Raw genomic sequence first — 12,883 nt, forward strand, 5'->3', positions numbered from 1 at the left:
ACTGCAATCAAACCCATCAGTTTTAGTAGTAGTTCCGAAGTTGAGCCCCGGAATTACGCTACTAACTTGCTATTTTTCTCACGCACACGACGGCATACGACATGCTGAGTAGCCTCGTCGGCTCGGATATGTGTATAACAGCCAGCAATAAGCACATAAACAAAAAAAAGCCAAAGAATTTTGGCTTAGTTTATTCGTCAGTCTTCAATTAAATCCGCTGTCACAGCAATAATTCGTGTTTTCCCTGCTCCTCTCACGCGCACACGAACTTTAAAATCGTCATAGTCCGGAACCTCAAACTGGATGGTCTTACTTTTTCTATCGGCAAATGACTCTTCTTTCCGCTCTTTTATAAAAACAATTTCCGGAAAGGTAAATAGTCCTTCATCCTCACTTTCAATGGTCATTTGGAATTTTCGATGCTTCATTAAGCCGAAAAACGGCTGGTTGTCTAATTCCAGAATGGCAAAATTATCCTTGACAAGTCCGTGCTGGTAGAGAATGCCTTCATTTTTGTCAACTCGGACACGCGCGCCGTCCAGCAGGCGGATAGGTGTTTGTAGGTCAATCTTTATTCGATAGTGTTTCGTTATCATAGTTTGTTTTCATGTTCTTCTAAAATTTTCGTCCAGCGCTCAAGTGTCGCTGCCGGCGAAAAATATTCTCTGACGCGCACCAGGTCATTTGCAAGCTCAAAGTAGCCTTCCGGCAAGGAAAAGGCGCGTTTGATGACGGTTGAGAGTTGTTCATAACTCACAAGGCGTCCATTATCGGTATTGACAAAGGTGTCAATCGCCGGCTGTCCTAAAAGAGTGAGAATGGGAATCTGCCCTGCAATCGCATAATTGAGAGAAAGCGGGGGAACGGCTTCTGGAATGGAGATGTAAACATACATATCTGTCTTCGCTGTTTCTTCCAGCATTCTGCGCGGGAATGGGCGGATGATGGCGCTGACGCGCTCTTTGAGATTTTCATCCAGCTGCTCCACAATCTTCGGCGGGTCATAAGGATGAACAAAGTGAAGCACGAGTTTCAGCTCAGGCATGGAATTCAACAGGTCAGTAAATATATTCGTCAGAGCTTCAAATTTGACGCCGTCACTTTCTCGGCCGATGTAGAAATAAATTTGCGGAGCAGAGCTGAAATCACGAGTCAGCTCATCCGGTGCCGAAAAATTGTTCCAGACAAGCGGTGCGTCTGTTTTTCCTTCAAATTTCTCAGCTACGGCTTCCCGGTCGCTTTTAACATTGAAAACGACTTTTTCATAATGGTCGAGAAAAATATCACTGTCTTCTGCTCCGGAAATCAGGCTGTCGGCAATCAGATAAACGCCGTCAGGATTAAATGTTGTATATAGCAGAGATTTTCTGAAGTTTTCCTGGGCCACAAAAATTTTATCTTCCGGCAGTTTTTCTGAAACTAGGCGAACAAAAGCCCAGCTGTAGAAGTCATCCAAGCTCTCGAAAAACAAATCTTCCGGCAAGTAATGAATTTTTGAAATCCGGTAAGCTACGATTTCTAATTCAAAAATCTTATTTCCATCTGGAGAGAAAAGTGTCTGATTTTTATCTTGTCCATTTTCATTTGTCGGGATTTCAATACTTGACATGTAACCGCCGTCGTCATAGGAAATTCTTTGACTCAATTTTCCATCTGCATTGTAGAAATTAACCACCGAGATATTTCCGGAATACTTTGTTTCAAGTTCAATCCTTGCTCCGTCTTCACGATGAAACTTTTTGACAACTGGCGCAATTTCCGGCTGGTAACCCTCAGGAATCTGGTAATCCTCCGGCTTAAACGGTCTTTCTGGGGCATTCATTCGGCCGGTAAAATAGTCGTAAATCGACCAGACGCTGACTTGGCGAAAATTGTTGACCTTGGCGATTGTATTGCGGTCGTAGATAATACTCGGCGTAAGAATCCGGGTTTCAAGCTGACTTTTCTGGTCAAAAAGTGTTTTTATGCCGATTAGTACTGGGTTATTATTAAAAATTCCGATGTCTCCGATAATTGTAATCATTTTTCTATATCTTCCTCCTCTAGCTCTGCTTTTATATTTTTCAGTGTTTTTATGATGAATCGACTCATTTGTGGTAAACCTCCGGCATGAAATCCTTTGTGCGTTTCTACCTCAAGCTGACGAAGCTTCGGCGCTAAGCTTTCAAAGAAGTCTCTGGACTTGTCCAGCTCGTCATTTTCCATGATGAAGGCGTGTATTTTCGTTCTTTCAAGATTCTGCTTTTCTACGAGATTCGGCAAGACAGCGTTCAGCCAACTGTCATCTTCTTTTTCTGTCCGCCCGGTTAAATGGCTGCGTGCTGTGAGAAACATGGCATCTGTCCGGTATATCAGGCTGATGTTTGAGGTCACGCTGCCAAGATGAACTACTGGTTTACAGGGAATAATGTCTCCTGCTTCCATTTTTATTCCGTAATACAAGGCCGGATAGGAACCCATTGACCAGCCGATAAAAATCAGGTCATGCCGGGTCAGTCCTAGTTCGTGTAGTTTTTCGTCAATGATTTTTTCAACGAGTGTTTCATAGTCCGGATCCATCTTTTTTCCCAGCATCATGCTGCCGCCGCGTGCTCGCATGTCCATGAAAAGGAGGGTCGGAAATCCAGCTCGCGCCATTGTCTGTCGTTCATAATGGGGAATTTCGTTGAGTGCGCCTGAGAAGCCGACTAAGAGTTTTCTGGGAAGCTTTCCCGGAATATAAAAGGAATAAACCGGCTCGCCGGCTTTTGTATTGTCTCTTCTATCTCCTAAGGCAAAGTGGCCTAATCCGTATTTATACTTGTAAAACCAGGTTTTTCCCAGTTTTAGGCTGCCTTTTCCGGAGAGAAAAACTTGAACAAAGAGGCTGGCTGTTTCTCTGGTGCGCTCAAAAATATTGTCTCCAGGGTGGAGGTCGTCTTGTTTCAGCAGTTTTCCGCTTTTATCAAGTGAGCTGATTCGCTGAATCATTTTTAGTGTTCCGCTTGTTTCGGCTTCTATTGTCAGGAGATATTTTCCGGTTTTATGGATGCGGCGGAAGGGCCAGGTTCCTCCTGTCCAGCTTCTGCCGTTTTCATAGCTGAAAATCAATGTTTCTTCGTTTTCGGAGAAGTCGCCGGCTAGCTCAATTTCATAGCGTCCGCGGCGTTCGACGTAGTCTGCTTTTGTCATCAAGTCTTTTGAGAATTTTGTTCCTTCGTCTGGGCCGGTAAAGCCTTGAGCGTAATCATGGTCATCGAACATGAATTCCAGCTGATGGATGAAATCTGCCGAATCCCAGATTTTCGTCAGCTCAAAGTGTCCGTATTTTGAAAGGAGTTCTGCTTGAGGCTCACTGGCAAATGCGTAAACGATATAACGTGTTCTCACTGTGTCTACAAGTCTCTTCAGCTCATTGTCCGAAACGCTCCGGCAGTCTAAAATGAGTCTGTCTGCTGCCGGCTGTGTCTGGAGATAGTCGGCCAGCTGCAGTTTCTGGGTTTCTGTGAAGTTTTCGCTGTTGAGTTCTATGAATTTCATAAGCACCTCTAATCTGGTAATTTGTACAAGAAATGATTAAGTGTTGAAAGTTGCAGGGGGAAGGTTTTTGAAAAGAGTTGTCCGTGGTTTCCGATTGGATTTCCTTTGTTTAGTTTTATTTTGAGATTCTTGAGTGTAATTTTGCTCAAATCCAGTTTTAGGATTTCCGGATAAACGGCTTCGCTTTCTTCTGCACAGATGACTTGCAGTTGTCTAGAATCTGACTTTGTCTGCACTAATACGGTTGACAGTTTGTCCAGAAATGATACCGGCAGAAAATCAAAGATGAGGTGTAGGTCCCGGCCGTTGAGCAGCCAAGGACTGCGGTCTACGACTGGGTCTATTGCAACCGAGGCATATCCGCCTAATGCGGCATGATAGAGTGCGGCTGTACCGCCTCGTGAAAATCCGTAACAGATAATGTTTTCGAGAGGGATTTCTTCTTCTGCCGCAATTTTTTGGATGAATTTCTGCAAGTTTTCTTCGTAATCGGGGAAATTTTCTGTATTGAAGAAATAGGAGCCGGAGATAAGATTGCTGTCTGCAATTCGCAGGACATAGGTATTCGGTGCCAGGCTGGCACGAAAATTGCGCGGCCGTTTGCTGGTCCCGTACATTCTTACATAGGCGGAAACGTCTTGATGCTCCAGCCAATGAAATTCGATGACCAAGTTTTTGGGGGCTTTAGAATCAGGTTTCAGAGGCTTCTCAAGCATATAATCAATTTCTAAATCCGAGTCTCGTGAAAAGCCGAGATTCAGCAGTTTGCGGGGGACGAGGAAATAATTTCCTTCAGCATAACCGTCAAGTGTTTTATCATTGGCGGCAAATTCCTGCAATTGCTGATATTCTGGGGAGGCCATGTTTACAAAGCTTAACATCGACTGTCTGTCATGACTGCTTTCAACTTTCAGGCTTTCGATTTTTGTACTTTTTGTCGGGAGCAAAACGGAGTTTGTCTTCTCAGATTTTCCTGAAATTTCTTCTTCGAAATTTTCTGAAATTGTAAATCGGTCATTTTCCTGCTTTTCCTGGTTTAGAAAAACAAGTTCGTTTTCTTGGATTTCCCAAAACTTGGAGCTGTTGCCGATTCCTGTGATTTCTCCGTTTTCTTCAAACTGAAGGAGAGCTTTTTTTTCATAGGCTGCGGCGTCGTTTCTTGAAATCGTTGAGAGGTAAAAATTTTCAGAAGTCAAAAATTCTTTCAAATCAGACATTTTCAGCCTCCTTGTCCAGTGAATATTGCTTGCGCAGGAATTCAGCTTTCTTTTCGTCTAGTGTTTCAATATCTGCAGCATAAAGCCAGTTGTTGAGCAAGGTCAATTCGATTGGGCTAAGCTGCTGCTCTGATTCATCAAGTTCAGCTTCATAAATTGTACACGATGTCTGATTCGGCTGCATTTTTTCGAGTGCCTGCGAATGTTTCGAAAAAATAATTTGAATGCCGGCGGCTTGAATTTTTGTTTGCTCAAGTAATTTTCTCAGCGCCTGCTGTGATTTTTCCAGTGAACGATTGAAGCTGAACTGTGTATCTTTTTCACCTGGTAAAATTTGTTTTCTGGAGGTCTCAGGCTCAAAAACAAGGGCAGGATATTCTCCCTGTAGGGCATGAATCATTGTTGAAATTCCAGAGCTGCCATAGCCGTATAGAATAATGTTTTCTTTAGGGATTTCATATTTTCCTGCAACTTTCAAAATCATTTTCTGCAAGGCTGTTTCATGCTTTTCATCATTTTCATTATTTTCCCAGGCCGGCAGCTCAACCGGACGAAGAATGAAGGTATTCTTGGCAATCAAACTGGCCAGTGGGCGCGTGCGCTCATTACTCGTTAAACGCGTTCTGGCGTTCACTTCTTCTGTTCTTTCCGGCACAGAGAAGCAGACAATCAGTTTCTTTGACAGATAAGTCTCCTTGTCTGCCGGCGGTTCTAGCTGATAAGAAATTCCGGATTCTATCGGAAGTCCTAAAGCTAAATCTTTTGCAGGAACCACAAAATATTGGTGCTGGAAACTTCCGTCAATTACTTTATTTTGCTCTGTTAGAGCTTTTAGTTTCTCATAGGGCTCTGAGCCTGCTGTCATGAAACTCGTCAGATTCCCCAAGTCTGAATCTGAATCAAGCTCTAGCGCTTCTATCTCTTTCAAGCTCGACGGAATAAGCAAAATCTGCGAAGCTTCGTTTTCTGATTCTGACTGGCGAAATCCCATCATTTCTGTTTGGCTGTCCTTTTTGGAAGGAATCCAGAAAAAGCTTACAATACTACCGTTTCTGTCTAAGATTTCTAATTTTCGATGATGGATACGCCAATTCTTTCCGGCGTCAGCCCCAAGCCCAGACAGCTTTCCATCGGCCTCAAAGCGCCAAATGCCGAACTTTTCATATTCAGCGGCAGAGCAACAGTAGAAAATTTTTGAGTGCAGCCAATTCTTAAAATCTGCCAGCCGTGAACTTTCCTCAGCATTTCCAGCCGATTCAAGGCTACCCATATGCAAAAACTGCAACACTTTAATAAGCGCCTGTTTTGTAGAAAGACCGTTTTTCAAAGCCGTCTGATAAAGACAAACCCGCTGAAGATAGCGCTGATAGTCTTCTTCAGGCATCTGAAGTGCAGTGTCCGCCTCTTCTTCAGTCCTGACAATGAGCCCGATGCCTTCTTCTTCAATAAAAGAAGCAAACTCAGACTTTTCAGAGACTAGAATCACCTGACCAGTTGCCAAATAAAAGGAAAAACGATATAAATTTAAGTCAAAATGGGCGTTTTCAGATGAGCCGAGCCAAGCAAAGCCGCGTCCGATGCCGATGAAGTCTTTTTTTTCTAGCTCAGCCAAGTCAATAATTTCCGCGGGCAGCCCAAACTCTGATAGTTCTGCCTGTTCTCCGAGCGAAAAAATTCGCTTTAGATTTTTTTGTCTTGAGGCAATATTTGACGCCAAAAAATCCAGGAACTCCAGCTTAATCAGTGCAAGTTCAGGGAAAGAGGCTTCTGTCAGCTTAATCAGCTCAGGGCTTGCTGTGATAAGCGCTTCAAAATAAGATAAAACATTGAGCACAAAGTCCTGATGATTGGGATTCGCCAAATCAAAATCATTCGCAAATCTCGGCATCAAGCCTACTAAACGGATTTCTCTGCGTTTTAATTCTTCAAGAAATCGAAGCTCTAACTCCGGATTTTCAAATGAAAAGCCGAGCGGCAGCTGAACAACGAGAACGTCCTGCGGCTGCAGAACTGCAAAATAAGACTCAAAAAACAGAGGAAGACTGATGAGCGCTGCATCACTGCCTAAATCACCTTGCTCACATAAGTCACTCAGTACAGAAAAGTCATAAGTTAAGGGCTGAAATCCCAACTCCTGAGCAGCCGCAACTGTTTTCTTCATTTCTGTAAGGCTGGGAATTTCTTGTCCAAACTTGCTGAATTGGGGATTACTTATCCAGTTTGTCATTTTTCATCCGCCTCAAAAACTAAATCATAGAAACCAAGCTCAAGAATTCGAATCGCATTCAACAAGGCGCGTTTCGTAAAAAATCCTGTAGAAACAGCTTCCTGCCACGGTTTTACAGCTTCCAGCATTGCAGAATAATCCTGTTCCGTCAAGTTTAACAGCAAATGGTCAATTTCGTTGAGATTGTCCAAAACAAGCCCCAATTTCCGGCTTCGCACCAATTCTGCCTGCGGGGAATTAGACGGGACGATGACCGGCAGACCAGCGGCCAGATAAAGTGAAAGTCGCTTTGAGTTCACATAGCCATAGTAATCATTGTAATCATAGTTTGTGAAATCCTTAAAATTTTGAGCATTGACAAGGCCGAATCCGCCTTCTAGAAGAGACGGCAATTCGTTTGAGTTTTTTATCGTCTGAAATTCAACACTTCCTAAAAATTTGAATTTGTCATTTTCTTTATTTTGGCTGTAAATTTTCAAAGGTGCGGCTGCTCGATAATCTATTTCTTTCAATCCGCGGTGAATCAGGAAATTGAGCTGCTTTTTAAACGTTTTCTCTTTTAGCGGCCCCTGGTAACGAAAATCCCAAAGCTGCATGGGAAAAGACGGGACAGTCACTTTATCTTCTTCCAGTCTTTTGGACATTTTCTCGTTTGCCGTAAGCAATAAATCAAACTTTCTAAGCTGTGAAAGAAAGAAATCCTTTAACGGCTCATAATCCTGAGCATACATCCAGGGCGTCACATCATGTACAAGCGCAACCAATTTCACATTCGGCTTTCTCCTGAGCTGATTGATGAATTCTTCCTGAAAGTTCAGCTGAGTCCACAGCGGAAATTGAATCACGACTAAATCGTTTTCTTGTACAACAGATGTTAAAGCTGAAATAATTTTTTCGCGACGGGCCGGCTGGTTTGTCAGATTTGGAAAACTAATGTAATCAATCACACTAAAATCAATTTCCTCAGCAGACAGAGCAATATTTTGATTGATGACATAGTCAATTCCTTGATTAATCGCATCATTTTCACTGGATATTCTGGTAATCCAATAAGTCATTTCATTTTTACCTTTCCATTAACCGCATTCGCACGAATACTCGACATTTTCAACTTATTTGTCCTTTACCAATGCTTCTGAGAAGCCAAGCTGAAGAAACTGAACTGCTTCAAGACAGGCACGCTTGACAAAAAATCCTGTAGAAACTGCTTTTTGCCAGGGTTTTAAATTTTCCAGCATTTGCTGATAATCTGCTGCTGTCATTTTCTCTAAAACTTCATCAATTTCATTGAGATTATCAAGCACAAGGCCGACATTTCGCTCACGAATCCAATCCGCATGAGCTGAGCGGGACGTCACCAGAGGCGGCAGGCCCGAAGCCAGGTAAAGCGAGAGCTTCATGGGATTGTTGTATTCACCGTAGCGCTGCATTCCGGCATAATGCCCTCCCCTGCTGTATTCAATCATGCCGAAACCGCCGTCAAACATCTGCGGAATATCCGCATTTCTCATTTTGCCCAGCAGATGAATATTGTTTTCATGAGAAGTCACCTGATAATCAGGACCAATCATGTAAATAGGCGTTTTCGCCTGATAATCCTCCAGCATCGTAGGATTAATTACCGTTGAAACATAATAAAGCTGCTTCTTGAACGTCTTTTCCTGCAGCGCACCATCAAAAAGAAAATCTGAAAGCTGCCAGGCCAACAGCGGACTTTTCACTCCGCCTTCAGTCCGCAGACGTCCCGCCATTTTCTCATTTGCGCAAATGACCAAATCAAAAGAATTAAGCATAGAAAGTGACATATCCCTTGTATAATCCCGTTCCCGGTCATCCTGCACCCAAGACAAAATATCCCAGACCAGAGCAACAATTTTTAACTTTGGAACTTTCTTCAGAGCTTCAATCATCTGCATCTCAAAATTGACATTCCCAATCCAAAAAGGATACTGCACAACCACAAGGTCTCCCTGCCGAATCCCCGCAAATATCGCCTCAATCCAATTCTGCCGCTCGCCATAATCCATTTTCTGGACATCCATTCTAGAAAGTCTAGGATAACTAAGACTTTTAAAACCAATTTTCCCAGCCGCCTCCGCAGCAGCATGATTTGCAATGATACCACTCTGAGTTTCACTGCCAAGAGCATTTTCAGCAACATGAGTTATCCAAAAAGTCATCTAAGTCCTCCAACGTCCACGCTGCGGAATCGAATCTAAACTAATCGGCTTAGCATCTTCCTTGAGCCTCTTCGGGTCATCATCTGCATCTTCCTCCCAAGGAAATTTTCCAGCCTCATTCTTACTATACTTTTCAACAATTATCGACATTTCTTCGTCATCTGTTCTTTTTTTACTTCTTCTCCTCGCTCGCAGCCAAGCAGCCGTAAGCAGCACAATAAAAAGCAAAAACAGAACCAAACGAATAGACGTCAAAGGATGTGAATGATGAGAAAACCAGGACCAAATTGAATTTAAAATATTATGAAACATTTATCCTCTTTACACAATTATACTACAACATTTCCATTTTTCACCGCAAATCATACTATTTTTACAAAAAGTAGAGGATGAACAAACTCCTCTACTTAAAACCGCTTAATCCTCAACTTTTTTGCGCCTTTTTCTCTTCCTCACAAACGCAGCCAAGCCAATTCCTAAACCAAACGCCGCCCCTCCTGATAATTGAGCGGAACCAGAATCCCGCTCGCCAGTATTCGGCAACGATGACTGATGAGGAGCCTGCATCGGCTCTGTCTGTCCTCCACCCACACCATAAGGTGTCGAATCAGACTTATTCAAGACCCCATCCGAATCAATATCAGAATCTGCCGCATTAAGAATTCCGTCGCCGTCAACATCCGGGTCAACAGCATTAAGAATTCCATCACCATCAATATCAGAATCTGCCGCATTAAGAATTCCATCGCCGTCAATATCTGAATCTGCCGCATTAAGAATTCCATCACCGTCAATATCTGAATCTGCTGCATTAAGAATTCCATCACCGTCAATATCTGAATCTGCATCAACACTCACATCGTCAACCTCAGAACCCAGTATACCACCGTCACCTAAACTGTCGAAGTCGGAGTCGCTTAAACTATCAGAATCGAAATCACTCAGGCTGTCAGAGTCGCTGTCGCTCAAGCTATCCGAATCGGAGTCGCTCAGGCTATCCAAATCACTATCGCTTAGACTATCGGAGTCCGAATCACTCAAACTATCTGAATCTGAGTCACTCAGGCTACCAGAATCGCTATCGCTCAAACTGTCGGAATCAGAATCACTCAGACTGTCGGAGTCGCTATCGCTTAAGCTGTCGGAGTCACTGTCACTTAAACTATCAGAATTACTGTCACTCAGACTATCAGAGTCTGAATCACTCAAGCTATCAGAACCGCTGTCACTCAAACTGTCTGAATTGGAATCACTCAGACTATCCGAATCACTGTCGCTCAAACTGTCAGAATTAGAATCACTCAAGCTATCAGAAGCACTATCGCTCAAACTGTCTGAATCGGAATCACTTAGACTATCAGAGTCTGAATCATTCAAGCTATCTGAATTACTGTCACTCAGGCTGTCAGAATCTGAATCGCTCAGACTAACTGAATCCGAGTCACTCAACCTATCAGAATCAGAATTGCTCAAGCTATCCGAATCAGAGTCGCTCAAACTGTCAGAATCACTGTCACTCAAAGAATCCGAATTTGAATCACTTAAGCTGTCGGAAGTGCAGTCACTCAGTGAATCTGAGTCGCTCAAACTATCGGAATCACTGTCGCTCAAACTGTCAGAATTGCTATCACTCAAACTGTCAGAATCTGAATCACTCAGACTATCTGAAACACTATCACTCAAACTATCAGAATCTGAGTCGCTCAGATTATCTGAAACACTGTCACTCAAGTCATCCGAAACAGAATCACTCAGATTATCCGAAACACTATCACTCAAACTGTCAGAATCCGAATCACTCAGATTATCTGAAACACTATCACTCAGACTATCTGAAACACGGTCACTCAAGTCATCCGAAACAGAATCACTCAGACTATCCAAAACGGAGTCACTCAAACTGTCGGAATCCGAATTGCTCAGTTTATCCAAAGCACTGTCACTCAAGCTGTCAGAATCTGAATCACTCAAACCATCTGAAACACTATCACTCAAACTGTCCGAAACAGAATCACTCAGATTATCTGAAACACTATCACTCAAACTGTCGGAAACTGAGTCACTCAGATTATCTGAATCACTATCGCTCAAGCTATCCGAAGCACTGTCACTCAAACTGTCTGAATTGGAATCGCTCAAACTGTCTGAAACTGAGTCGCTCAGATTATCTGAAACGCTATCACTCAAACTGTTAGAATCACTATCACTCAGTGAATCAGAATCACTGTCACTCAGACTGTCAGAATCACTGTCACTTACGGAGTCACTCTGACTATCGGAATTGCTGTCGCTCAGAGAATCTGAAGCAGAGTCACTTAAGCTATCCGAATTACTGTCACTCAGTGAATCCGAATCACTTAAACTATCTGAAGCACTATCACTCAAGTCATCTGAAACAGAATCACTCAGACTATCTGAATCCGAGTCACTCAAACTGTCAGAATCGGAATCGCTCAAACTATCCGAAGCATTGTCACTCAAGCTATCTGAATCTGAATCACTCAGATTATCTGAAACACTATCACTCAGACTATCTGAATCTGAGTCACTCAGACTATCTGAAACACTATCACTCAAACTGTCCGAAACAGAATCACTCAGACTATCTGAATCCGAGTCACTCGAGTCATCCGAAACAGAGTCACTCTGACTATCGGAATCTGAGTCACTCAAACTATCTGAAGCACTATCACTCAAGTCATCCGAAACAGAATCACTCAGATTATCTGAAACACTATCACTCAAGTCATCCGAAACAGAATCGCTCAGACTATCAGAATCCGAGTCACTCAAGCTATCTGAATCCGAATCACTCAGATTATCTGAAGCACTATCACTCAAACTATCAGAATCTGAGTCGCTCAGATTATCTGAATCACTGTCGCTCAAACTATCCGAATCACTGTCACTTACGGAGTCACTCTGACTATCCGAAACACTATCACTCAAGTCATCTGAAACAGAATCACTCAGATTATCCGAAACACTATCACTCAAACTATCAGAATCTGAGTCGCTCAGATTATCTGAAACACTATCACTCAAGTCATCCGAAACGGAGTCACTCAGATTATCCGAAACACTGTCACTCAAGTCATCCGAAACAGAGTCGCTCTGACTATCAAAATTGCTGTCACTCAGTGAATCTGAGTTTGAATCGCTCAGACTATCTGAATCCGAGTCACTCAAGCTGTCGGAATCCGAATCACTTAAACTATCCGAATTTGAATCACTCAGATTATCTGAAACACTGTCACTCAAGTCATCCGAAACAGAATCACTCAGATTATCTGAAACACCATCACTCAAGTCATCCGAAACGGAGTCGCTCAGATTATCTGAAACACTGTCGCTCAAACTATCCGAAGCACTGTCACTCAAGTCATCCGAAACAGAATCGCTCAGATTATCTGAATCCGAGTCACTCAAGCTGTCGGAATCTGAATCACTTAAACTATCCGAATTTGAATCACTCTGACTATCTGAAACACTATCACTTAAGTCATCCGAAACAGAATCACTCTGACTATCTGAAACACTATCACTCAAGTCATCTGAAACGGAGTCGCTCAGATTATCTGAATCACTGTCGCTCAAACTGTCAGAATTACTGTCGCTCAGATTATCTGAAACGCTGTCACTCAAACTATCAGAATCTGAGTCGCTCAGATTATCTGAAACACTATCACTCAAACTATCGGAATCTGAATCACTCAGATTATCCGAAACACTATCACTCA

At 42.8% G+C, this 12,883-nt stretch carries 9 protein-coding genes; all 9 read right to left on the minus strand.

What is annotated here, in order from left to right; all coding sequences use genetic code 11:
• Nucleotides 1–197: 197 nt before the first annotated feature.
• Nucleotides 198–596: a hypothetical protein gene (locus tag ACYQ2E_RS10790; protein WP_460018071.1), complete on the minus strand. Its 399-nt coding sequence runs from the start codon at nt 594–596 to the stop codon at nt 198–200.
• Entirely contained in the window at nt 593–2,023 is a 1,431-nt protein-coding gene (locus ACYQ2E_RS10795) for a glycosyltransferase family protein (protein WP_460018072.1), read from the minus strand. The genes ACYQ2E_RS10790 and ACYQ2E_RS10795 overlap by 4 nt, the downstream gene beginning before the upstream one ends.
• On the minus strand, nt 2,020–3,519 hold the full coding sequence (locus ACYQ2E_RS10800) for an accessory Sec system protein Asp2 (protein ID WP_460018073.1): 1,500 nt from the start codon (nt 3,517–3,519) through the stop codon (nt 2,020–2,022). The genes ACYQ2E_RS10795 and ACYQ2E_RS10800 overlap by 4 nt, the downstream gene beginning before the upstream one ends.
• An 8-nt stretch (nt 3,520–3,527) precedes the next feature.
• Nucleotides 3,528–4,736, minus strand: coding sequence for an XcbB/CpsF family capsular polysaccharide biosynthesis protein (locus ACYQ2E_RS10805; protein WP_460018074.1), 1,209 nt, complete (start codon nt 4,734–4,736; stop codon nt 3,528–3,530).
• A complete protein-coding gene (locus ACYQ2E_RS10810) occupies nt 4,729–6,963 on the minus strand; it encodes a hypothetical protein (RefSeq protein WP_460018075.1) in 2,235 nt (744 codons plus the stop codon). The genes ACYQ2E_RS10805 and ACYQ2E_RS10810 overlap by 8 nt, the downstream gene beginning before the upstream one ends.
• The gene (locus ACYQ2E_RS10815; RefSeq protein WP_460018076.1) at nt 6,960–8,021 is read right to left on the minus strand and encodes a beta-1,6-galactofuranosyltransferase; all 1,062 of its coding nucleotides are present in this window, start codon (nt 8,019–8,021) and stop codon (nt 6,960–6,962) included. The genes ACYQ2E_RS10810 and ACYQ2E_RS10815 overlap by 4 nt, the downstream gene beginning before the upstream one ends.
• 54 nt (nt 8,022–8,075) lie before the next feature.
• A complete protein-coding gene (locus ACYQ2E_RS10820) occupies nt 8,076–9,143 on the minus strand; it encodes a beta-1,6-galactofuranosyltransferase (protein WP_460018077.1) in 1,068 nt (355 codons plus the stop codon).
• A complete protein-coding gene (locus ACYQ2E_RS10825; protein WP_460018078.1) occupies nt 9,144–9,455 on the minus strand; it encodes a hypothetical protein in 312 nt (103 codons plus the stop codon). It abuts the gene before it with no gap.
• Nucleotides 9,456–9,560: 105 nt separating this feature from the next.
• Nucleotides 9,561–12,883: LPXTG cell wall anchor domain-containing protein (locus ACYQ2E_RS10830; RefSeq protein WP_460018079.1), on the minus strand; the 3,323-nt coding region annotated here is incomplete at its 5' end.

The organism is Lactovum odontotermitis (assembly GCF_054658595.1).